This is a genomic window from Pseudomonas fluorescens, assembly GCF_902497785.1.
Taxonomy (GTDB): domain Bacteria; phylum Pseudomonadota; class Gammaproteobacteria; order Pseudomonadales; family Pseudomonadaceae; genus Aquipseudomonas; species Aquipseudomonas fluorescens_BO.
Genome location: NZ_CABVHK010000011.1, coordinates 17,019 through 39,306 on the forward strand (window position 1 = coordinate 17,019; position 22,288 = coordinate 39,306).

General features: G+C 61.7%; 18 protein-coding genes. 5 read left to right on the top strand and 13 right to left on the bottom strand.

Features of this window, described 5'->3' with window-relative positions; genetic code table 11:
* The 7 genes from F8N62_RS17275 to F8N62_RS17305 all read right to left on the bottom strand — a co-directional run bounded on the left by F8N62_RS17275 (position 1) and on the right by F8N62_RS17305 (position 7,986).
* A complete protein-coding gene (locus F8N62_RS17275; RefSeq protein WP_150711801.1) occupies positions 1–1,356 on the bottom strand; it encodes a nucleobase:cation symporter-2 family protein in 1,356 nt (451 codons plus the stop codon).
* A gap of 254 nt (positions 1,357–1,610) precedes the next feature.
* A complete protein-coding gene (locus F8N62_RS17280) occupies positions 1,611–2,651 on the bottom strand; it encodes a CobW family GTP-binding protein (protein WP_150711802.1) in 1,041 nt (346 codons plus the stop codon).
* Between the two features lie 73 nt (positions 2,652–2,724).
* Positions 2,725–3,372, bottom strand: a complete 648-nt coding sequence (locus tag F8N62_RS17285; RefSeq protein ID WP_150711803.1) for a UbiX family flavin prenyltransferase — start codon at positions 3,370–3,372, stop codon at positions 2,725–2,727.
* Complete coding sequence (locus tag F8N62_RS17290) at positions 3,369–4,754, bottom strand: UbiD family decarboxylase (protein WP_150711804.1); 1,386 nt, start codon at positions 4,752–4,754, stop codon at positions 3,369–3,371. The genes F8N62_RS17285 and F8N62_RS17290 overlap by 4 nt, the downstream gene beginning before the upstream one ends.
* Positions 4,755–4,921: 167 nt before the next feature.
* Positions 4,922–5,827 (bottom strand): amidohydrolase family protein, encoded by a 906-nt coding sequence (locus F8N62_RS17295; protein WP_150711805.1) that lies wholly within the window; start codon positions 5,825–5,827, stop codon positions 4,922–4,924.
* Positions 5,828–5,831: 4 nt separating this feature from the next.
* Entirely contained in the window at positions 5,832–6,761 is a 930-nt protein-coding gene (locus F8N62_RS17300; RefSeq protein ID WP_150711806.1) for an amidohydrolase family protein, read from the bottom strand.
* Positions 6,762–7,095: 334 nt separating this feature from the next.
* Positions 7,096–7,986, bottom strand: coding sequence for a LysR substrate-binding domain-containing protein (locus F8N62_RS17305; RefSeq protein ID WP_150711807.1), 891 nt, complete (start codon positions 7,984–7,986; stop codon positions 7,096–7,098).
* Between the two features lie 118 nt (positions 7,987–8,104).
* Between F8N62_RS17305 and F8N62_RS17310 the strand changes: the two genes are divergently transcribed.
* Genes F8N62_RS17310 through F8N62_RS17320 form a run of 3 tightly spaced genes read left to right on the top strand, consistent with a single transcriptional unit; the run spans position 8,105 to position 11,688 of the window.
* Entirely contained in the window at positions 8,105–8,569 is a 465-nt protein-coding gene (locus F8N62_RS17310) for a (2Fe-2S)-binding protein (RefSeq protein WP_150711808.1), read from the top strand.
* Entirely contained in the window at positions 8,569–10,782 is a 2,214-nt protein-coding gene (locus F8N62_RS17315) for a xanthine dehydrogenase family protein molybdopterin-binding subunit (RefSeq protein ID WP_150711809.1), read from the top strand. Before F8N62_RS17310 ends, F8N62_RS17315 begins: the two co-directional genes overlap by 1 nt.
* Positions 10,783–10,788: 6 nt before the next feature.
* Positions 10,789–11,688, top strand: coding sequence for a LysR substrate-binding domain-containing protein (locus tag F8N62_RS17320; protein ID WP_150711810.1), 900 nt, complete (start codon positions 10,789–10,791; stop codon positions 11,686–11,688).
* 18 nt (positions 11,689–11,706) lie between these two features.
* Here F8N62_RS17320 and F8N62_RS17325 read toward each other — a convergent pair whose 3' ends face one another.
* From F8N62_RS17325 to F8N62_RS17345, 5 genes are all read right to left on the bottom strand, one after another.
* Complete coding sequence (locus F8N62_RS17325; protein ID WP_150711811.1) at positions 11,707–13,833, bottom strand: TonB-dependent receptor family protein; 2,127 nt, start codon at positions 13,831–13,833, stop codon at positions 11,707–11,709.
* A 105-nt stretch (positions 13,834–13,938) separates the two neighbouring features.
* Positions 13,939–15,477 (bottom strand): cryptochrome/photolyase family protein, encoded by a 1,539-nt coding sequence (locus tag F8N62_RS17330; RefSeq protein WP_150711812.1) that lies wholly within the window; start codon positions 15,475–15,477, stop codon positions 13,939–13,941.
* Between the two features lie 113 nt (positions 15,478–15,590).
* Positions 15,591–16,652, bottom strand: coding sequence for an alpha/beta fold hydrolase (locus F8N62_RS17335; protein WP_150711813.1), 1,062 nt, complete (start codon positions 16,650–16,652; stop codon positions 15,591–15,593).
* Positions 16,653–16,842: 190 nt separating this feature from the next.
* The gene (locus tag F8N62_RS17340) at positions 16,843–17,268 is read right to left on the bottom strand and encodes a hypothetical protein (RefSeq protein ID WP_150711814.1); all 426 of its coding nucleotides are present in this window, start codon (positions 17,266–17,268) and stop codon (positions 16,843–16,845) included.
* Positions 17,269–17,380: 112 nt separating this feature from the next.
* Positions 17,381–18,289 (bottom strand): alpha/beta fold hydrolase, encoded by a 909-nt coding sequence (locus F8N62_RS17345; protein WP_150711815.1) that lies wholly within the window; start codon positions 18,287–18,289, stop codon positions 17,381–17,383.
* Between the two features lie 131 nt (positions 18,290–18,420).
* Here F8N62_RS17345 and F8N62_RS17350 point away from each other — a divergent pair, with 131 nt between their 5' ends.
* On the top strand, positions 18,421–19,404 hold the full coding sequence (locus tag F8N62_RS17350; protein WP_150711991.1) for a GlxA family transcriptional regulator: 984 nt from the start codon (positions 18,421–18,423) through the stop codon (positions 19,402–19,404).
* 542 nt (positions 19,405–19,946) lie between these two features.
* Positions 19,947–21,344: an MFS transporter gene (locus F8N62_RS17355; protein WP_150711816.1), complete on the top strand. Its 1,398-nt coding sequence runs from the start codon at positions 19,947–19,949 to the stop codon at positions 21,342–21,344.
* A gap of 73 nt (positions 21,345–21,417) precedes the next feature.
* Here the strand turns inward: F8N62_RS17355 and F8N62_RS17360 are convergent, their stop codons facing one another.
* Positions 21,418–22,233 carry a helix-turn-helix transcriptional regulator gene (locus F8N62_RS17360; protein ID WP_412071979.1) on the bottom strand — a complete coding sequence of 272 codons (816 nt, stop codon included), beginning with the start codon at positions 22,231–22,233 and terminating at the stop codon, positions 21,418–21,420.
* Positions 22,234–22,288 lie beyond the last annotated feature (55 nt).

The window sequence follows — 22,288 nt, forward strand, 5'->3', positions numbered from 1 at the left end:
TCAGAGGCTGTGGGGCGCAGGCTTGGTGGCGGCGCTGTCGGGCGCACTGACGCCGTTGAGCGCCGCGTTGAGCAGCACCGACACCAGGCAGGCGATCACCACGCTGCTGTGCAGGAACGGCTGGGACCACTCGGGCAGTTGCTTGAACAGGGCCGGCGCCAGCACCGGCACCAGGGCGGCGGCGATGGTGAAACCGACGATCAACACGTTGAAGCGGTTGCGCTCGTAATCGACTTTGGCCAGGGTCTGGATGCCGGCGGCGGCGACCACCCCGAACATCGCAATCCCGGCGCCCCCGAGGGCGGCGGTCGGCATCGACGCGATGATCGCCCCGGCCTTGGGCACCAGCGCCACGGAACACATCAGCAACCCGCTGATCGCCACCACCCAGCGGCTGCGCACGCCGGTCAAAATCACCAGGCCGACGTTCTCCATGAAGGCAATGAATGGAAACGCGGCGAACATCCCGGCGATGGTGCTTGCCAGGCCATTGGCGCGCAGGCCGTTGATCACCTGGGTTTCTTCCACCGGTTTGTCGACGATGTCGCCGATGGCCACGAACAGCCCCATCGACTCGACCATCTGCACGATCATCACCACCACGAGGGTCGCAATCGGGATCAGGCTGAAGGTCGGCAGGCCGAAGTAAAACGGATACGGCACGGTCAGCCAGGGCGCTTCCTGCACGCTGTGAAAACTGCCCATGCCCAGACCGTAAGCCAGGCCCGCACCCACCAACATGCCGATCAGCACCGCCATGTTGCGCAGCATCGGCCCGCCAAAGCGGTTCACCAGCAGAATGGTCGCGAGTACTACGGCGGCAACGGCCAGGTACGCCGGCGCCCCGAAATCACTGGCGTTGCGCCCGCCGCCGATCCACTCATAGGCAATCGGAAACAGCTGCAAACCGATCACCGTGACGATGCAGCCGGTGACCACCGGCGGAAAGTAGCGACGCAATCGACCTACGAACGGCGCAACGAGCATGGTGAAAATCCCCGCGCCGATCACCGCCCCGCAGACCCCGGCAAACCCCACCTCCGGGTTGCTGCCGATGGCAATGACCGGGCCGACACTGCTGAAGGCCACGCCTTGCAAGATCGGCAAACACACGCCGAATTTCCAGAAGCCGACGGTTTGCAGGAGCGTGGCAATGCCGGAGCAGAACAGCGTGGTGCTGATCAGTACCACGGTGTCGGCGTGGGACATTTTCAGCGCGCTGGCGACAATCAACGGCACGGCAATAGCGCCGATGTACGAGACGGCCATGTGTTGCAGGCCGAGGGTGAGCATCTGTCGGACCGGTAGAACCTGGTCGACGGGGTGGATGGTGACAGGGGTAGTGGCTGACGACATGGAGAATCACCTCTTGCTGTTTTTATGCTGTAGAGAGGGGTATTCGTTCTGATGCCAAACCAGAGACGCCTGGATTCCTGTGGGAGCTGGCTTGCCAGCGATGACAGCTGAACAGTCGACATTTTCATCGACTGACAGTCAGCCATCGCTGGCAAGCCAGCTCCCACAGGTTCTGTGCTATTTCGACTGATTGGCATCAGGCATTTCGCTTTATGTGCCCGGAACCGCCATCCACCGGCTCCGATGCCGTTGTTTCAGCCTGCCAGGCAGGCGGCGAAGCCCTGGTTCAACGCCGCGCGGTCCAGGTCGCGGCCGATGAACACAATCTTGCTCGAACGCGGTTCCGTGCCCCACGACGTCGAGGCGCGGAACTCGACCAGGCTGTGCACGCCTTGCAGCACGTAGCGTTGGTCCTGATCTGCCACCGACAACACGCCTTTCATGCGGTAAAGGTTGTCGGCCTGCTCGGTGCGCAGCGTGCTGATCCAGCGGTGGAACGCGCCCAGGTTCACCGCACCGTCTACGGCAATACCGATGGAAGATACGCTCGGGTCGTGTGCATGGTCAGGTTCATCGTGATGATGGTCATCGGCGTGGTGATCGTGCTCAGCGCCGATTTCCATCAGTTTTTGCGTTGACTCGAACGCACCGATGCCGAGGATTTTCGACAGGTCGATCTCGGCGTAGCTCGAGGTGACTATGTCCGCCGTGGCGTTTAGCCCACGAATCTTGCCGCGCAGTGCGGCCACGTCGTCCTCGCTCACCAGATCGACCTTGTTGATGACAATGCGGTCGGCACAGACGATCTGGTCGACCGCCTGGTTGTCCACGCCATCGAGCTGCACATCCTCCAGATGCTGGGCGATGTGCCTGGCATCGACCATGGTCACGATGGCGTCCAGTTCCACTTCATCGGCAATCGGGTCGTTGATGAAGAAGCTCTGCGCCACCGGGTACGGATCGGCCAGGCCGCTGGTTTCGATCAGGATGTGATCCAGCCGCACCGGGCGCGCCACCAGTTCGCGGACGATGCGCACCAGGTCCTCGCGAACCTCGGCGGTGCAGCACACGCAGCCGTTGACCATCTCGTAGATTTCTTCGGTCTCGGAGCTGAGCACCAGGTCGCCGTCGATGCCGACTTCGCCGAACTCGTTTTCGATCACGGCAATCTTGCGGCCGTGGTTTTCCTTGAGGATGTAGTTGAGCAGGGTGGTTTTGCCGGCGCCGAGGAAGCCGGTGAGGATGGTCACAGGGATTTTGCGGTTCGGGGTCGGGGCGTTGAATGGGTTATTCATGTAGAGCTCCTTACTGACGAATGGGTCGCAGTGCTTTCAATTGTGGGAGCGAGCTTGCTCGCGATGAGGGGCCTCAGCCGACACTGATGCTGGCTGACCCGCCGCTATCGCGAGCAAGCTCGCTCCCACAGGTTTTGTGTTGGGTTGGATGGCATGTGGGTTCACCCCAGCGCAACGCGGTGCCGGCGTCGAGGTCGAACAGGTCGAGGACACGGCCGAGGCTGTGATCGACCATCTGCGCAAGGTTTTGCGGGCGGGCGTAGAAGGCCGGCACCGGTGGGGCGATGATCCCGCCCATTTCAGTGACGGCAGTCATGTTGCGCAGGTGGGCGAGGGTCAGCGGGGTTTCCCGGGCCATCAACACCAGGGTCCGGCGTTCTTTCAAGGTGACGTCGGCGGCACGGCCGATCAGCCCCGAAGAGGTGCCGGTGGCAATCTCCGCCAAGGTGCGCATGGAGCACGGCGCGACCACCATGCCCAGGCAGCGAAAGGAGCCGCTGGCAATCCCGGCGGCGACGTCGTCGGCGCGGTGGTAATGACTGGCCAGCGCGGTGACGTCCGCGAGTTTGTAGTCGGTTTCATGGGCCATGGTCAGCAGCGCGGCACGGCTGATGATCAGGTGGCTCTCGATGTTCAGTTCTGCCAATAACTCCAGCAGACGCACGCCGTAGATGAATCCCGACGCGCCGCTGATGCCGACCACGATGCGCTGGCGGTTCACGGTTGATAGCCTTTGAGCAAGGCGCGCGCACGCTCGACCACGTCCTGATCCAGCTGCGCCTTGATCCCGTCGAAGCCGGAACCGCGTGTGGCGTCCAGGCCCATGCGCGAGGTGGTGCCATTAACCGAGGACGAGGGATCGAGCGGGCTGCCGGGCAAACCGTCGATGACGAAAATATCCTGGTGCGGCTGGAAGTGCGTGGCCAGTGCCCACAGCACCTGGCTGTCGTCGCTGATGTCGATGTCGCTGTCCACCGCGATCACGGTTTTCAGGTACGGATCCCAGCCGAGCAGGGCGAGCATGATCTGCCGCGCCTCGCCGTCGCGGCTTTGATCCAGCGCCACGTAGCAATGAAAATGCGTGCCCGAGTTGGGGTAGTGCACGGCGGTGACGGCGGGGAAGCGCGCCTTGAGTTTCTCGCTCATTTCCGCTTCCCGTGGCAGCCGCGCCAAGGTCAGGTGCTCTGCGTAGCGCCCGCCGACCACGTCCACCAGCCAGGCGTCCTTGCGCCGCATCAGGGTGTCGACCCGCAGCACGTTATTGGTCGACCGGTCTGAGGAATAGCCGCTGAATTCGCCGAACGGACCTTCCTCGGCATAGGCCGCCGGATCGATGGCGCCTTCCAGCACGAACTCGGCGTAGGCCGGCACGCCAATGCCGTAACGCGGGGTCTTGACCAGTTCCAGCGGCGCACCGAACAGGCCGCCGGCCACTGCGCGTTCATCGCTGCCGAACGGCAAGCGGGCGGCGGCGGCCAGCATGAACAAAGGATGAGCGCCGACCACCATGGCCACGCGCAATTCTTCGCCGCGCTCGCGGGCGGTTTGCAGCATGCGCCACAAGTGACCACGGGAATGCAGGCTGGTGGCGAGGGTCTGCCGGGCATGGCGCATCGAGCGGTGATAGCTCATGTTGGCGATGCCGGTGACCGGGTCTTCGGCGATGATGATCGCGTTAGTGATGTACGGACCACGGTCACTGTCGAAGTGCTTGAGCATCGGCAGCAGCGCCAGGTCTACGGCTTCGCCTTCGAAGATTTCGTCCAGTACCGGACCGGTGTCGAGGTAGCGCGGCGCGATCGGCTGATTGGCGCGGGCCTGAAAGGTCTCGTGCAACTGCGCGGGGGCGACCCCGAACATTCGTGCGATACGGGTCCGGGAGGCAAACAGGTTGGTGGCCACGGGTGCGCCGAAATGGCCGACGTTTTCACAGATCAGCAGCGGATTTCGACCTTGGGCGGCCAAAGCGTCGACCAGGGCAGTGACGTCCTGATCGGCGGATAATTTTTCGTGAATGGTCAGCACATCGTCGGGGTACTGCCGGCGATAGGCGTCGATGAAATCGTGGAAATCCTGGGTATCGCCGAGCGTAGAGAGGGTCATGGTTTCACCTCGTTGAAACTGGGCTGTGCAGCAAAGCAAATGTCTGGATCTGCGTGAGACCTGTGGGAGCGAGCTTGCTCGCGATGGCGGTGGGTCATTCGACATCGATGCTGAATGTCCGGACCCCATCGCGGGCAAGCCCGCTCCCACAGGGTTTGTGCCTGGGTTCAGAGATAGGTGGTGGTCAGGCGAATGTCCGCCTCGGCCAGGTCCTTGGGTGGCGGTGTCGGTTCGATGCCGCACAACCGGGCGATGTTGTTGCCCAGGTAGTCCTCAAGGTGATCCTCATCAATCCCCAGCCCTTGCGGCGCGGGCGAACACAGCACTTCGAGTTCGCGCAGCCACATGCCTGGTTCGTTCGGCGGCGAATCAGTGCCGAACACGATCTTGTCGCGCGGCAGCTCTTTGGCGAACTCGACGATCCGCGACTGGAAGCACCAACCGGATTCGCAGTACACGTTCGGCGTGTCCATGGCCATCCAGAACGCCTCGAACGAGTAGTTGCCGCCGGTCTGGATGCCGAAGTGACCGATGATGAAGTTGACCATCGGGAACTCGCGGATGATCGGGTAGAACATCGTCGGAATGGTGTACGGGCCGTCGCCGGTGTGGATCAGCACGACGATGTTGTACTTGGCGCAGACTTTCATCGCCGGACGCAGCCAGTCCAGCGCCCGGTCCGGACGATAGCCGTGCATGTTGGCGTGCAGCTTGAGCATCTTGAAGCCGTATTCCTTGATGTGGAATTCCAGCTCGGCTGCACCGTTTTCCGGTCCCCAGCGCGGGTTGAAGTTGAAGTTGCCGATGAAGCGGTCCGGGTATTTCACGCACAGCTCGGCGACGTAGGACATGTAGTCGCGCACGCCTTCGCGGCCCCGACGGTTGCCGTCGCGATAGCCGGTGTTGCCCGGTGGCGGCTGGATGAAACCCATGTCGATACGGCGGGGTTTGCCGTTGATCATGTACGGGCCGTCCATCAGCTTGAGCATGCGCTCGCCAGTGAACGGTTCGCCGGTGTGGCGCCAGGCCTCGTCGACCAGATTGGTGGGGTGCAGATGGGTATCGATAATCATCGGTTCAACTCCTGGCCAGCTGGGTGGTGACAGGGCGCTTCAACTGCGCCTCGGCTTCGGACACGGAACGTGGCGGCGGGGTCGGTTCGAGGCCGATCATCCGTGCGGTGTTATTGCCCAGGTATTCTTCGAGGGTGTCTTCGTCGAGATTCAGGCCTTGCGGCGGCTCGTGGCAGAGCACTTCCAGCAGACGCAACCACATGCCCGGCTCGTTCGGCGGGGTGTCGGTGCCGAAGAGAATTTTGTGGGTTGGCAAGACCTTGGCGAATTCGACGATCCGCGATTGCAGGCACCAGCCCGATTCGCAGTAGACGTTGGGCAATTCCATCGCCCATTGCATCGGTTCGAACACATAGACGCCGCCGGTCTGCACCCCGAAGTGCGCCATGATGAAATCGACGTTGGGGAATTCCTTGATCATCGGCACCCATTCCGAAGGGATGCTGTACGGCCCGTCGCCGGTATGCAGCTTGACCGGAATGCCCAGTTCGGCGCATTTCTCGAAGCACGGACGGACCCAGTCCAGCGCACGGTCCGGGCGATAAGCGTGCATGTTGGCCTGCATCTGAACCATCTTGAAGCCGTGTTCGGTGACGTAGCGCTCAATCGCCTCGACACCGTTTTCCACGCCGCAGCGCGGGTTGTAGACGAAGCAACCGATGAAGCGATCCGGGTAGGTCTGGACCATTTTCAGCGTGTAGGCCATGTAGGCATCAATGGACTCGCGTCCGCTGAGGTCGCCGTCGGTCCAGGTGTAAATGGTGTTGCCCTGGGGTGGCTGGATGAAGGCTTTGTCGATGCGGCGAGGTTTGCCGTTGACCATGTAAGGGCCATCCATCATCTCCAGCAGACGCTCGCCGGTGAACGGGTCACCGTCATGCCTCCAGGCGAGGTCCACCAGATCGGTGGGATAGCAACTGATATCGATGATCATTGAAGTCGATCTCCTGATAGCGGGGAAGGGAACCTTGCGGTTCGCAGCAGCCACGTCCGGGGCAATCGGCCATTTCTATGCGCATTGCTGCGCATTCCCTCGCCTGGTCGCATCCGGCTCGGGACGCTGGCTGCTTGGGGAGGAGTATTGGAAGAGGGGGTTGGGTTCGTACAATATTAATTGGGCGAGGGGTTGATACCTGTTCGATATCGACCTTCATCCTGGCCATTCGTACGTCGACGCGTCGTACTCGCTGAAAAGATCGCAGCCTTCGGCAGCTCCTACAGGGGAATCAGGTTCATGTAGGAGCTGCCGAAGGCTGCGATCTTTTGATCTATGCCAAGGTTTGCGCGGCCAACTGCTTGATCACCTCAACAACCGGCGCCACCCGTTCGCCGTGCCCCGGCGGCCACACCGCATACAAGTTGTAATGCGCCGCAATCTGCGCGTCGTTCAGCTCCACCAGCCGCCCTGCACGCAACGCATCTGCCGCGAGCAAACCGCGCACCAGCCCTGCGCCAACCCCGGCCTCGGCGGCGGCAATCAGGTTGGCCGCGTTGTCAAAGATCACCCGCGCATTCGGCTCGGTCGGCGCCATGGCGGAGGCCTCCAGCCAGGGAATCCACGAGCGTCGCGTATAGCCCAGCAGCGGCAATTGCAGCACCTGCGCCGGCGTAATCGGCACCTGCAAGCCATGTCGCTCAAGCAGCGCCGGGGAGGCCACGGCGGTCACTCGATCTCCGCAGATCTGGGTCATCTCGCAATCGTCCCAATCGCCATAGCCGTAGCGCAACGCCAGGTCCACGCGCTCGAACGAGCTGCGATCCGAGCGCGGCATCGACAGCAGCACCACTTCATGGTCAGGCAACAAATCGAGCAGTTCCGGCAGCCGTGGATTGAGCCAGCTCTGCGCCAATTCACTGTCGACATCCAGGGTCAACCGTTGCGCGACGCTGCGGTTCTTCATCGAGGACAGCGCCCGGTCGATCTGCGCCAGGCCGTCGGACAGCACGCTGGCAAACAGTTGCCCGGCATCGGTCAGGTTACTGCCGCCGCCTTCGCGGATGAACAGCGGCTGACCGATGAAGTCTTCCAGGCTGCGGATCTGTTGACTGATCGCGCTGTGGGTCAGGTCGAGTTTGCGCGCGGCGCTGGAGAAGCTGCCGCTGCGCGCGGCCTGGATGAATGCGCTCATGGACTGCACCGACGGGTATCGCTTGTACATGCTGTTAGTCCTACTTACACAGGATGGCAGAAATTGTCGCTGGCCGGTTTTTGCCCGGGCTCCCAATAATCGGCGACCAGGCCTGCACAAAGACGGGCCGCTCTCTTGGAGCCTGACAATGATCGAATTCACGGTAAACGGCGAACGACACGAGCTGGTCGAGCCATCGCCCTCCATGCCCTTGTTGTGGGTGTTGCGAGACCACTTGAAACTCACCGGTACCAAGTTCGGTTGCGGCATGGGTTTGTGCGGTGCCTGCACCGTGCACCTGGACGGTGTCGCGGTGCGCTCCTGCCAACTGCCGGTCGCGGCCGTGGCGGGACACCGCATCACCACCATCGAAGGCTTGTCCGCCACCGAACAGCACCCGCTGCAATTGGCCTGGGTTGCCGAAGATGTGCCGCAATGCGGTTACTGTCAATCCGGTCAGATCATGTCCGCTGCCGCGCTGCTCAACACCGGGGCAGCGGTGACCGACGACTCGATCCGCAACGCCATGTCCGGCAACCTGTGCCGCTGCGGCACTTACGGGCGCATCAACAAAGCCATCAAGCGCGCGGCTGCTGCGCCGAAGGAGGCGTGATGACGGTTATCGACGACACTCAGGTCAACCAGCCACGGCGCATTTTTCTCAAGCAGACGGCCACGGTCGCTTCCGGCCTGGCGATTGCGTTTTATCTCCCTTCGGGCCTCGCGGCGACAGACAACAATGTGCCGGCGGCGGCAGGTGAATTCGAACCGAATGCCTGGGTTCGCATCCTGCCCGACGGCACGGTGAAACTGGTGGTGCACAAGCACGATTCCGGCACCGGCACCCACACCGCGCTGGCCGCGTGCGTGGCCGAGGAACTCGACGTCAACCCGATGACTGTGCAGGTGATCTCGCCGGAAAACCCGTTCTTCGAGACCTACATTCATCCGGTCTGGAAGGTGTTTTCAACGGGGGGCAGCACCAGTGTTTCCCTCGAATACGATCGCCTGCGCCTGGCCGGTGCCACGGCTCGTGCAGTGTTGATCACGGCAGCGGCAAAGCAGTGGAAAGTCAGCCCCGACAGTTGCACCACCGAAGACGGTCGCGTGCTGCATTCCGCCAGTCGGCGCTGCCTCGGCTACGGTGAATTGGTCGGCGTTGCCGCGCAGTTGCCGGCCCCGGCCAAGGTCACGCTGAAGGACCCGGCGCAGTTCAAGTACATCGGCAAGTTGCGGCACAAACGGGACGCGGCAGCCAAAGTCTGCGGGCGCTTCAAATACAGCATCGACGTGGTATTGCCGCAGATGCTTGTGGCAGTGATCCAACGCACACCCGTTGTCGGCGCAAAAGTGCTGGCGGTGGATTCCAGCGCCGCGCTGCAAGTGCCGGGCGTGCGCAAGGTGATCGCGATTCCGGGCCGCCCCGACGTGCTCGGTGGCAATCAGGAAGGCGTCGCTGTACTGGCCGATACTTACTGGGCCGCCCAACAGGGTCGCGAACTATTGAAGGTGCAATGGAGCGACTCGCCGCTGGCCGGGTTCGACAGCGATCAACTGGCCACGGCGCAGGCTGCAGCCATCGACGACAAGACTGCGCAAAGGGTTAGCGCGATGGCGGCGGGGGACGTCGCCGCGCAATGGCCGACCGCGGCGAAGCTGCTCGAAGCCGACTATCGCATGCCGTACAAAGTGCAAAACCCGCTGGAGCCGGTGTGCATCACCGCGCAGGTGGCGGACGGCGGTATTACCTACTGGGGCGGCGTGCAGGTGCCGTCGTCGGCGCTGGAAGCGGCGGTCACGGTGTGCAAGATCAAGAAGGACAAAGTCACCATTAACGAAATGGTCTCCGGCGGCAGTTTCGGTGCGCGAGAGGCCAAGTACTGGCTGTTCGAAGTGGCGTACCTGGCGCAGCAGGCCAAGGTGCCGGTCAAATTGATGAACAGCCGCGAAGACGAAATGCGCTCGCTGTTCATGCACCCGGCGACGTTGCACCGGGCCAAGGGAGCGCTGGACGCCGAAGGGCGCCTGACGGCGTTGCAACTCAACGCGGTGTCGCCGGCGTCACCGGAACAGTGGGAACCGGGTTATTTCGAGCGCCCGGACCACATGGACTACAGCACCACCGAAGCCATCACCGCCTGGGATTTTGCCTATCGTCCGGCGAATCTCGACCTGGTGTGGGTCAAGCATGAAAGCCACGTGCCCAGCGGCTGGTATCGCTCGGTGAGCTTCATTCCCAATGTGTTCGCCGTCGAAAGCTTCATGGATGAACTGGCCCACAGTGGTGGGCAGGATCCGTTGGCATTTCGCCTGGCCAACATGCACGACCGGCCCAGGCACGTCGCGGTGCTTAAAAGCGCCGCCGAGCGCGCCGGGTGGGGCCAGCCATTGCCGCAAGGCACGGCCTTGGGCATCGCCACCACTCAGGGTTACACCAGCTTCATTGCGGTGGTTGCCCGGCTGTCGAAGCAGGACGGCGTGATCAAGGTCGACAAGCTGACCTGCGTGGTCGATTGCGGCCTGGCCGTGTCGCCGGGCGGTGTCGAAGAGCAGATCTACGGCGGCCTGATGTGGGGCCTCGGGCACGCGCTGTTCGACCGCATGGACATCAAACAGGGGCGGGTGGTGCAGAGCAACTTCCATGACTATCGGGTGGCCCGCATGTCTGACATGCCGGCGGTGGACATCCTGCTGGTCGAGGGTGAGCCGAACAAACCCGGCGGCGTCGGCGAACTGGGCAGCCCGCCGGTGGCCCCGGCCATTGCCAATGCCCTGTTCAGCCTGACCGGGGTGCGCCAGCGTTCGACGCCACTGGCCTTGGGGTAAGCCGTCATGGACCTGCGATTGCTGCGTTATTTCATGGCCCTTGCCGAAGAGCTGCATTTTGGTCGGGCGGCCACGCGTCTGCACATCTGTCAGCCGCCGCTGAGCCAGCAGATTCGGCTGCTGGAGGAAGAGTTGGGCACGCCGTTGTTCGAACGCAGCCATCACCGGGTCGAGCTGACGGCGGCCGGACAGATGCTCAAGGAACAGGCGCCGCTGGTGTTCGAACAACTGAACCGCGCGCTGGACCTGACACGTCAGACCGGACGCGGGCAGTTGGGCGAGCTGGAAATCGGCATGATCAGTTCGGTGATGGTGGGCGTGCTGCCGCGGGCCTTGCACCTGTTTCGCGAGCGCTATCCGCAGGTGGCCTGGCGTCTGCATGAAATGACACCGGCGGCGCAGGTCATGGCGTTGAAGGAGAAACGCATCGATGCCTGTGTGTTCCGGGTCGGTTATGACGATCCGCAGTTGCGCAACGAACTGCTGATCTATGAGCCGATTCGTGTGGTCATGCCCGCCGATCACCCTTTGGCCCGTCGCGAAATCCTGGCACCGGCCGACCTGGCGCAGGAGCCGTTCGTGGCACTGGAACTGAAGCAGTCGCGGTTTGCCGATTTTCTCTATCAGTGCTGCATCAAGGCCGGTTTTACTCCCCAGATCCGCCAGCAGGTGATCGAGGTGCAAACCTTGCTCAGCCTGGTGCAGGCCGGTTTTGGCGTGGCGTTATTACCGGCGTCCATCGAGCAGATGGCGCCCGCGGGGCTGGTGTTCCGTCGCCTGACCCCGGCGTTGCCGGAAGTGCCGTTGTACGCCACTTACCGCGCAGACGATGACTCGCCGGTGCTTAAACTGTTTCTCGACACGTTGCGCGAGCGCGTCCTCGAAGAACGCGGTGGCCGCCCTTGAGTGATCTTGCCCAAGGCGTTAGCGCAGACTCCACGACACCCCGACATACATCGCCAGACCCTCACCCGGCGTCGACCTGGCAGCGTCCAGACCTTTGTCATCGTAGCCCGGCGTGACGGTGGCGGCGTAGCGCTTGTCGGTCAGGTTGCGCAGGTCCAGCCACGTCTGCCAGTCACCCTTGGGCGCGTTGTAGCCCAAGGTTGCGCCGAACAGCGCGTAAGGATCGGCGTCGTAACTGTCGGCATAATCGACCGCTACTTTCGACACCCACTGCGTATTGAGCGCGGCGAAGAAACCCTGGGGCCAGTCGTAGCGCAGTTCGCCCTGGTAGTAGTGCATCGGCAGGCCCGGCAGGCGGTTGTCGCCGAAGCGCTCGTCGTCGCGGTAGTGGAAATCGCTGAAGGTGTAGCTCTGGCGCAGGCTCAGTTGGCCGCCATCATCGCGCGACCAGAGGTTGCTCTGCAGGCTGGCTTCCACGCCTTGGTGCACGGTGGGGCTGGCGTTGAGTTCGTAGGGCGTGGTGGCGTTGGCGTCAGGCAGGACCGAGAGCAATTCGTGACGCACCTGAGCGTAGTACCAGGCCAGGCTCCATTGCCCCATCGCGCTGTCGCCACGGCCGCCGACCTCCAGAGTCGTCGCGGTCTGGTTTTGCAACGTGACCGGATCGCGCTGGGCGCCGGTGGCGACACCGCTGCCGGCCGGGAAACGAATGTTGGAGCTGTAGATCAGCGACCAGGGATGGGGCGCTTCGACCGAGCGGCTGAGGTTGCCGAACACTTGCAGGTCCGGCGTCAGCTGGTAACGCAGGCCCAACCGTGGCGCGTAGTCCCAGTCGCTCAGGCTGGTCTTGCCGCCGCCTTCAGGGTAGGTGACGGCGCTTTCGCGGCGGGTGTAAATGGCGGCGAGGCCGGTGGTCAGCCACAGGTCATCGGCGATTTCCAGGTCATTGCCGACATGCAGGACGGTGTCCGAACCCTGATAAGTGAAGTTGCGAATGTGCGTGCCCGGCGCGTAGCCGGCGGTATTGCCGGCAGGAATACGCACCAGCTCGCTGGCGCCGGCATTCGGCAGGTGTTTGGTCACGCGCAGGCCCAGGGTGCTCTGGCTTTCCAGCCCCCAAAGGGTGTCGCGGCGTTTGTAGTCGAAGGTGCCGCTGACATCCGCGTACGCCACTTTCAGACGGTTGGGGCCTTCGCGCAGGTCCATCGGGTAGTCGTGGTAGACAAGGCCGGTCTGGAGGCTCGAATCGTCATCGATGTACCAAGTGGTTTTGTTGCCGATAAAGGTGCTGCCCGGTTGCTCGCGGCGGTCGTCCCGCGCCACGTACGCGGGGTTGGCCGCCCGTGGGTCGTGCTCGATGGAGCGTTTGGTCACCCGCCCGGCGAGGTCGTTGTCGGTCTGGCGATAGCGCAAGTAGAAACGCGTTTCCAGGTTCGGGTTGAAGCGATAACCGAAGTTGGCGATCACCCCCTGACTGTCACTGGCGGTGTGGTCCTGATAGCCATCGGCGCGCGCGTCGGTCATCGCCACGTAGTAATCGAAATTGCCCAGCACCTGCCCGGAGCTGACTTGACGCTGGAGATAACCGTGGCTGCCCATCGCGTAGCGCACCTGCAACTTCGGCGCGTTGTAGCCGGTGCGGCTGACGTAATCGATGGCCCCGCCCAGGGCCAATGCGCCCTTGTCGAAACCGTTGGCACCGCGCAGCACTTCGACGTGATCGAGCCACAGCGGTTCGAGCAATTCATAGGGTGTGCCGCCGGGACCGGTCAGCGGCAGGCCGTCGAGCAGGGTGTACAACCCCGAGGCATGGGCGCCGGGTGCACGGTTGAGGCCCGAGCCGCGGATCGAAATCTTCACCCCTTCATTGCCCGCCGACTGGGCATACACCCCAGGCTGATAAGCCAGCACATCCTGGTTGCTGGCCACGCGACCCTGCAACGGGCGGCGCATGTCCACCACATTGGTGCCGCCGGGCACCTCGGCCAGCCGGGCCTTGGCGTCTTCCACCGACTGGTCTTCGCCGCTCTGGTCCTGTGCGTTAATCAGCACTTGCCCCAATTCCAGGCTCTGGGCTTCGGCCATGGCCGGACAGGCAAGGGCCAGCCCCAGCAATGCAGCAGGCAGGGATGTGGGCGAGGGCATCGAGATAACTCCAGACGTAAGAACGGGCAGTGAACACTGCGACGTATGGAAGAACGAAGGAAACACATGGCAATTTTGTTTTTTTGCCAGGTAAGTTGTCCTGCTTTAAATCGACTCCCCGGCATCGAGCCTGGCAAGCAGTGTCTGGCCGCGTTGCCAGAGCGCTTGCTGTTTGGCGTCAGGCATACGATCGAGGTTTTTGTAGATCATGCCCATGCGCTGGTTGCCGCGCAGAAGGTCGCGGTGGCGCATCAGAAAATGCCAGTAGAGTGAATTGAACGGACAGGCATTGTCCGTGGTGCTCTCACTCACCTTGTACGCACAGTCGCGGCAGTAGTCCGACATCCGCTTGATGTACTGGCCACTGGCGCAATAAGGCTTGGAGCCCAGATAACCGCCATCGGCGTGCATGACCATGCCAAGGGTGTTGGGCAGTTCGACCCAGTCGAAAGCGTCCATGTAGATCGCCAGGTACCATTCGCAGATCTGGCTGGGGATGATGCCGGCGAGCAGGGCAAAGTTGCCGGTCACCATCAGTCGCTGGATATGGTGGGCGTAGGCATGTTCCAGGCTTTGGCCGATAGCGTGGCGCATGCAATTCATGTTTGTCTCGCCGGTCCAGTAAAACTCGGGCAGCGCTCTGGTGTTGCCGAATACATTGCCATCGGCGTAATCGGGCATTTTCAGCCAATAAACGCCACGCACATATTCGCGCCAGCCGATCAGTTGGCGGATAAAGCCTTCGGCAGCATTCAATGCGACGCGGCCTGACCAATATGCCGACTCCACGTCGCTGCACAGCTGACGCACATCCAGCAAACCAATATTAAGTGCCGCGCTGATCCGGGCGTGAAACAGGAAGGGCTCGTTGCTGGCCATGGCGTCCTGGTAGTCGCCGAACCCCGCCAGGCCGTAATCCAGAAAGTATTCCCACAACACCTGGGCATCGGCGTGGGTCACCGGATAATCGAAGGAGTCGAGAGATCCGTAGTGGCTGCTGAAGCGCTCCCTCACCAGCGAAATGACTTCCCGGGTGATTGAGTCCGGCGAAAAGCGCGCCGGGTAGGGGGCTTTTACGCCCTTGGGTAACGCCTTGCGATTGTCTTCATCGAAGTTCCAGGCGCCGCCCACCGGCGTGCCGTCGCCATTGAGCAGCAACCCGCTTTTGCGCCGCATCTCACGGTAGAAAAACTCCATGCGCAGCTGCTTTTTGCCTTCGGCCCACGCCGAAAATTCGCCACGTGTGCAGACAAAACGAGTGTCGTCATGCCACTGGATGGGTAAACCGCAGTCTCTCAACGACTGCTCCAGCCTCCAGTCCCCGCACTCGGTCAGGTGCAGTTCCTCCGGCTGCAACAGCGAGTGCCAACGCTTTAACTCACTCGGCACCGAACCGCTGTTTCGCGGGTCATCGAGCGTGACGTATTGCACACGGATGCCACGCTGCTGCAATGCCTGGGCAAAGTGGCGCATGGCACTGAAGATCAGGGTGATTTTTTGCGGATGATGGGGCACATGGCTGGCTTCCTCCATCACCTCGACCATCAGCACCGTATCGTGCTCGCTGTCCAGCTCGGTCAATGAAGCCAGGTCGAAACAGAGCTGGTCGCCCAGGACCAGGCACAGCCGGCGATTCGTATTCATTCAGCAGCATCCAGCAAAAAGGGAAACAGTCGAAGACGGATCGTCATCTTCGACTGTGACCGCACAGTTTGCTATCCGACTGCGGATCCCGCGAATAAAAATCGCCTCAAGTCTTAAAGATGATCCGCATCAATCACCGCCTTGGCGAATGCCTTCGGATCTTCCTGTGGCAGGTTGTGGCCAATGCCGCCGCTGATCAGGCGGAACTCGTATTTGCCGGTGAAGCGCTTGGCGTAATCCTCGGGCGCAGGGTGCGGTGCACCGTTGGCATCGCCTTCGAGGGTGATGGTCGGCACGCTGATCGACGGCGCCGTGGCGAGTTTTTGCTCCAAGGCTTCGTATTGGCTTTCGCCCTGGACCAGCCCCAGGCGCCAGCGGTAGTTGAAGACGGTGATGTCGACATGATCGGGGTTTTCCAGCGCCTTGGCACTGCGGTCGAACGTAGCGTCATCGAACGCCCATTTCGGCGAAGCCAGCTGCCAGATCAACTTGGCGAAATCGTGGGTGTTTTTCTCGTACCCGGCGCGACCGCGGTCGGTGGCAAAGTAAAACTGGTACCACCACTGCAATTCAGCCTTGGGTGGCAGCGGGTTCTTGCCGGCGGCCTGGTTACCGATCAGATAGCCGCTGACCGAGACCAGCGCCTTGACCCGTTCCGGCCACAGCGCCGAGACGATGCCAGCCGTACGTGCGCCCCAGTCATAACCACCGAGCACCGCCTGTTTGATTTTCAGCGCGTCCATGAAGTCGATGACGTCACTGGCCAGCGCCGCCGGTTGGCCGTTGCGAAGGGTTTTTTCAGACAGGAAATGCGTGTCGCCATAGCCGCGCGCATACGGCATCAACACCCGATAGCCTTTCGCGGCCAGCAGCGGCGCGACCTCGTCATAGCTGTGGATGTCGTACGGCCAGCCGTGCAGCAAAATCACCACCGGCCCATCCGCGGGGCCGGTCTCAGCGTAGGCCACGTTCAGCAGACCCGCATTGATGTACTTCAAAGGGCCGAACGGCGAGGGCGCGTATGTGGCACCGGCCTTGATCGCCTCTGGCGGCGCGGCGGCGGTGGTTTGTGCGTGGGCCGCACCGAGGATGCCGAACAGGGATAACGCGAGGAGCGACGAACCGAGCAAACGGCGGCTGGATTTGCCGGGGGTGTTGTGCAGTGCCATCTTCATGCGGATGTCTCCGTTGCAAGCCGTTGGCCAGGGGGTCTGGCTGATCCCTTGTAACCTTGCTGGCATTTGAACGCGGCGACGTATCTGGCCTGTGTCGGATTGCAGGCTCGGTGAAAACTCATGTATCTACGGGGTAGTCAGACACACTGTGATACACCAGAACGTGCCGATGGCAAACCTGCGGCAGTCGTTACTTGGGTTTCCAGTGTCCACCACCCGACTCGCAATCCACTTTCACCTGACTCAAGTGCTCGGCGTCGTAGTAATACGTCGTGACCTGGGCGTTGTCGGGAATGTTCAGCGACTTGGCGTTCTTGTCCTTGCTGGTGGAGTGAGGATTGGCCAAGGATTCCTGAGTCAGGGTGGCGACGCAGGTCGCCTGATAATGATCGTCGCACTGCGCGACTTTTTTCTTGGTGCTGGTGAGCATTTCCTTGCTCTCATTGCTGCATGACCAGTCGATGGCATTGACCGGCATGCCTTCGTATTCGTAGCAGCTATGGGATTCGACCACCGGCACGGAGGGGCTTTGAGAGCGGGTCAGCACGTCGCAGCCTTCGGCAAATACCAGGGTCGGGCTCAGGCAGGCGATCAAAAGCAGAAGTCGATTGTTCATCGGGATTTCCTCTCCAAAGGCGCCTTGGTGGGTGACGGATCGGCGCTGATAGAGTTTCGAAAACACCATGACGCGTGGGGTTCAATCCGTTTGAACCCCCGCAGCCGTGGCTCTACTTCTCCATAAAGGTGCGAATCGCGGCAATGGTCTGCGTCGGCGCTTCTTCCATCAGCCAGTGACCGGCGCCTGGCACCACCACTTCGGTGACATTGTCCGCGGCATTGCGCATGACGATGGCTTCGTTGTTGCCGAAGGATTTCTCCCCGCCGACCGCGAGCACCGGCATGGTCAGCTTGTTCTTCATCGAGGCTTCGTTGTCTACCGCGTCCTGGCGAATGCTGCGGAACTGGGCGAACGCCGCGTGCATCGCGCCGGGGCGTGCGTAGAGTCTGGCGTAGTGTTGACGGGTGGCTTCGTCCACTTTGGTCGGGTCGCCGGCGAACTCGTTCCAGAAGCGGTCGAGGTAGATGCGCTCACGACCCGCCACCAGGCGCTCGGCATCCGCGCCACCGAAGTCGAAGTGCCAGAGCATCGGCGAACGCACGATGTCGTTCCACGGCGTAATTCCCGGCACGGGTGCATCCATCACCACCAGCCGATCGGTGAGTTGCGGGTAACGAGAGGCGTAGGCGAAGGCAACCATGGTGCCGATATCGTGCCCGATGACCACCGAATGTTCGATACCCAACGAGGCCAGTACCGCGCGGACATCGCCCGCCTGAGTCTTCTTGTCATAGCCACCGTCCGGAATCGACGACAACCCCATGCCACGCAGGTCCGGCACCACCACGGTGTGATCCCGGGCCAGGTCAGCGGCGAGGGGTGCCCACATGTCACCGGTGTCGCCGAAGCCATGCAGCAGCACCACGGCGGGCCCTTTACCGCCGACGCGTACGTGGATTTTCGCACCTTCTACCGGGATGTCCTGGGTGCGAAACGAGGAGGGGAACGGCGTGATGTCGGCATGGGCGGGGAGGCCGAGCACGAGTAGCAGGGAAACGGTCAACAACGTGCGGATCATGGCGCTGCCTCTGGAGGAATCGATGGGAGGAGCGTAGACGGTTTTGCGATATCCTGAGCGCCCGGACCGACCCTTCATCAACCTGACCAGGTGACCCACCCTTGATCGAACGACGCCAATTTAGCGGAGGCATGAAGGGCAAGAATCTTCGCTATTTGAACGATAACCCCGACGAGCCTGTTCACATGACCCGGACCGGCTTTTTGCTGCTCGAGCATTTTTCGTTGCCGGCGTTCACCCAGGCGCTGGATACGATAGTCACCGCCAATCTTCTGCGTCCCGGATTGTTCTCATCGCGAACCTTCGGTTTGAGCGAGGGCGAGGTAGTCAGTGATCTGGGCCTGATCATTCGCCCGGATGCGCGGATCGATTGTTCGGCGATTCAGCACCTGGACCTGCTGGTCATCTGCGGCGGCTACCGGACTGAGCTGAAGACCAGTGACGAGTTGATCAGCTTGTTGAGGCATGCTTCCGGGCACGGCGTCAGCCTCGCCGGGTTATGGAATGGCGCATGGTTCCTCGGCAATGCGGGATTGCTGGACGGCTATCGTTGTGCGATTCACCCCGAACATCGTCCAGCACTGGCGGAAGTGGCCAAAGCGGCGCACGTCACCAGCGAACCTTACGTGATCGATAGGGACCGGCTTACGGCGTCCAGTCCGTCGGGTGCCTTCCATATGGCGCTGGACTGGATCAAGGGCTTGCACGACAAGGCCCTCATCGAAGGCATTGAAGACATTCTCGCGTTCGAAGAGTCGCGCTACCGGCGCATCAAGCCAACGGAAAATGTCTGTGTCAGCGCGCCGTTGCGCGAGGTGGTGAAGCTGATGGACGCCAACCTCGAAGAGCCTTTGGAGCTGGAGCAACTGGCAACCTATGCCGGCCGTTCCCGTCGCCAACTGGAGCGGCTGTTCAAGGAACAACTGGGCACCACGCCGCAGCGCTATTACATGGAATTGCGGATCACCGAAGCGCGACGGTTGCTGCAGCACACCGAACTGTCCCAGGTGGAGGTGCTGGTGGCGTGCGGGTTTGTCTCGCCGAGCCATTTCAGCAAGTGCTACAGCTCGTATTTCGGCTACCGGCCGTCCAAGGAAATACGCCTGGTCAAATGATCCTGGAATCACTGTAGGAGCGAGCTTGCTCGCGATGGACTTCAGGGCGACGCGTTTATCCAGAAAATACGCGTTATCGTTAACGACCATCGCGAGCAAGCTCGCTCCCACATTGAGAGACGTGCGTTGTCGTACGACTATAGTAGACAGAATTTTTCGGGGCCGTCATATAGGCGCGCTTCAGTGATAACGCGCTGTGGCCGGGTTGCCCGTTGAGACGAACGGCCATTTCCGCGATTGACAACCGGGTAGAGGAATCGCTATAAAAGACACAGTTGTACGACGACACACATTGTTACAACGCTAAAAATAAGAACCGGGTCTCCTCATGAACACAATTCGCTTTCTCGCTTTGCTGCGTGCCGCTTCATCTGCTTCGTTTAAAGGCCTACCGCCAAATCCCCGATAACCCTGCTCCGACTGGCAGTGAACGCCAGCCTGCCTTGACGCGTGCCCATCGCGTTTTGGCGACGCTTCATGACACGACTGGTCTCGCTTGACACCGAGCGACCATCACCACAATCCAATAATAAAGTGATGCCATGAATCTGAACGAGCCCATCAATGCGCAACGTGTCGGCCAGGCCGTCGGCAAATATCGCTGGACCATCTGTGCGTTGCTGTTTTTCGCCACAACGGTCAATTACCTGGACCGTCAGGTGCTCAGCCTGTTGGCGCCGGATTTGTCGACGCAGTTTGGCTGGAGTAATAGCGACTACGCCAACATCGCCTCGGTCTTCCAGTTTGTATACGCGATCTCCATGCTGTTTGCGGGCCGTTTCGTCGATAAAATCGGCACCCGCAAGGCCTACGTCATCGCCATCAGCATCTGGTCGACTGGCGCAATCATGCATGCGTTTTCAGTGCCGATGGGCGAGGGCATCGCGGCGGTGTGCAGTGCCTTCGGCCTGGCCGTGATCCCGGTGTCGATCGCCGGGTTCATGCTGTCCCGCGCCGTGCTGGCGATCGGCGAGGCGGGTAACTTCCCGATCGCGATCAAGGCCACGGCCGAATACTTCCCGAAGAAAGAACGCTCCTTCGCCACCGGTATCTTCAACTCGGGCGCCAACGTCGGCGCGATCCTCGCACCGATCTGCGTACCGCTGATTGCCGGCCTGTGGGGCTGGGAAGCGGCGTTCATCGTGATCGGCCTGTTGGGCTTCGTCTGGGTCACGGTGTGGATTGCGCTGTACGACAAACCTGAAAAACAAAAACGCCTCTCGGCCGAGGAACTGGCTTACATCCGCAGCGACGCGCAGGTGATCACCGCCCCGGCACCGGGCGCCAGCGAGAAAAAAGTATCGTGGTTCAAGCTGCTCACCTACCGCCAGACCTGGGCATTTGCCTTCGGCAAGTTCATGACCGACGGCGTGTGGTGGTTCTTTCTGTTCTGGCTGCCGACCTATCTGTCGGCGCAATACGGCATGAAGGGCCAGGCCATCGTGTGGCCGCTGGCCGTGCTGTACAGCATGACCATGGTCGGCAGCATCGGCGGCGGCTGGTTCCCGAGCTACTTCATGGCCCGGGGCGACGCGCCGTATGACGGTCGCATGAAAGCCATGCTGGTGATCGCCTTCTTCCCGCTGCTGGTATTGCTGGCGCAGCCACTGGGCTACATCAGTTTCTGGGTGCCGGTGCTGTTGATCGGCGTAGGCGCCTCGGCGCATCAGGCGTGGTCGTGCAACATCTTCACCACCGTGTCCGACATGTTCCCGCAAAAATCCATCGCTTCGGTGGTCGGCATTGGCGGTCTCGCCGGCGGCTTGGGCGGCGTGGTGATGACCAAGATCGGCGGCTGGGTGTTCGACTACTACAAATCGATCAACGACATCCACACCGGCTACATGATCATGTTCGCCATCTGCGCCTGCGCCTATCTGGTGGCGTGGAGCGTGATGAAATTGCTGGTGCCACGCCACAAGGAAATCACTGATCTGTAAACGACCGGGTTGACGACGTTGAACCGGCCGGCTGTCCGCAGTGGCTGTCGTCGGTTCAGCTGACCCGTCTGCTTTACGGCCGCCGCTTGCGCAGTTGCGCGGGGCTGACGCCAAGGCGCTGCTTGAAGACGGTTGTCATGTGCGCCTGGGAGTTGAAACCGCAGCTGAGCGCGATCTGCGAGAGCGTGGCGCGTGAGTCGCGCATTTGCGCACGGGCCTTGGCCAGGCGTCGGTCGATCAAGTAGCTGTGCGGGCTTTTGCCCGTCGCGTGTTTGAACGCGCGAATGAAATAGCCTTCGGACAATTCCAATAAACCCGCCATCGCCGGTACCGCCAGCGGGCCATCGAGGCCGGCGTCGATAAATTCATCGAGCAGGCGCAGGCGGCTGCCGGTGATGGCGTGTGGCTGCGGCGCCGAAAACCCGTCATGACCGCTCGCCCGTTCAGCCAGGGCAAGTGCCCACATTTCCCAATCATCATCCACTTCGGCGTGCAACAACGCGGCGCGCATGCGCAGCGCCAGGGCGATGGCGTGCGGGTCAATTCGATTATTGAACGCACGTTCTCCGGCCAAGGGCGTGCCATCGGTGCGCATCAGCCGCAGGTATTCACCGCCCTGGGGTGATTCGGACAAGACGTCACAGCCGGCGGGGACGAACGCCAGGCCGTTGGGCATGGCGACAAAGGGCTGCACGCGGTCGCTGCCGATGGCGTGCAGGCCGCGCTGGCTGTCGAAGGCAAAGCCGACGGCTGACTGACTCGCGACGTAGCGGGTGGCGTAGGCGCAACCGGGCAACAATTCGATCGCCCAAGGGCCGGCCTCGACACGGCGGACCGTCTCGGGCAATAGCGCTGGTTTCAGGCGATTTTGAGGTTTCATGAGCACCATAGTAGTGAAGAGGCGAGGCAAAAGTCAGGTCAGTTTTCTGAAAGCCGACACCGTG

Coding starts and splice junctions, on each gene's coding strand:
- F8N62_RS17275 (WP_150711801.1), bottom strand. CDS start 1,356: ATGTCGTCAGCCACTACCCCTGTCACCATCCACCCCGTCGACCAGGTT.
- F8N62_RS17280 (WP_150711802.1), bottom strand. CDS start 2,651: ATGAATAACCCATTCAACGCCCCGACCCCGAACCGCAAAATCCCTGTG.
- F8N62_RS17290 (WP_150711804.1), bottom strand. CDS start 4,754: ATGACCCTCTCTACGCTCGGCGATACCCAGGATTTCCACGATTTCATC.
- F8N62_RS17295 (WP_150711805.1), bottom strand. CDS start 5,827: ATGATTATCGATACCCATCTGCACCCCACCAATCTGGTCGACGAGGCC.
- F8N62_RS17300 (WP_150711806.1), bottom strand. CDS start 6,761: ATGATCATCGATATCAGTTGCTATCCCACCGATCTGGTGGACCTCGCC.
- F8N62_RS17305 (WP_150711807.1), bottom strand. CDS start 7,986: ATGTACAAGCGATACCCGTCGGTGCAGTCCATGAGCGCATTCATCCAG.
- F8N62_RS17310 (WP_150711808.1), top strand. CDS start 8,105: ATGATCGAATTCACGGTAAACGGCGAACGACACGAGCTGGTCGAGCCA.
- F8N62_RS17315 (WP_150711809.1), top strand. CDS start 8,569: ATGACGGTTATCGACGACACTCAGGTCAACCAGCCACGGCGCATTTTT.
- F8N62_RS17320 (WP_150711810.1), top strand. CDS start 10,789: ATGGACCTGCGATTGCTGCGTTATTTCATGGCCCTTGCCGAAGAGCTG.
- F8N62_RS17325 (WP_150711811.1), bottom strand. CDS start 13,833: ATGCCCTCGCCCACATCCCTGCCTGCTGCATTGCTGGGGCTGGCCCTT.
- F8N62_RS17330 (WP_150711812.1), bottom strand. CDS start 15,477: ATGAATACGAATCGCCGGCTGTGCCTGGTCCTGGGCGACCAGCTCTGT.
- F8N62_RS17335 (WP_150711813.1), bottom strand. CDS start 16,652: ATGAAGATGGCACTGCACAACACCCCCGGCAAATCCAGCCGCCGTTTG.
- F8N62_RS17340 (WP_150711814.1), bottom strand. CDS start 17,268: ATGAACAATCGACTTCTGCTTTTGATCGCCTGCCTGAGCCCGACCCTG.
- F8N62_RS17345 (WP_150711815.1), bottom strand. CDS start 18,289: ATGATCCGCACGTTGTTGACCGTTTCCCTGCTACTCGTGCTCGGCCTC.
- F8N62_RS17350 (WP_150711991.1), top strand. CDS start 18,421: ATGAAGGGCAAGAATCTTCGCTATTTGAACGATAACCCCGACGAGCCT.
- F8N62_RS17355 (WP_150711816.1), top strand. CDS start 19,947: ATGAATCTGAACGAGCCCATCAATGCGCAACGTGTCGGCCAGGCCGTC.
- F8N62_RS17360 (WP_412071979.1), bottom strand. CDS start 22,233: ATGGTGCTCATGAAACCTCAAAATCGCCTGAAACCAGCGCTATTGCCC.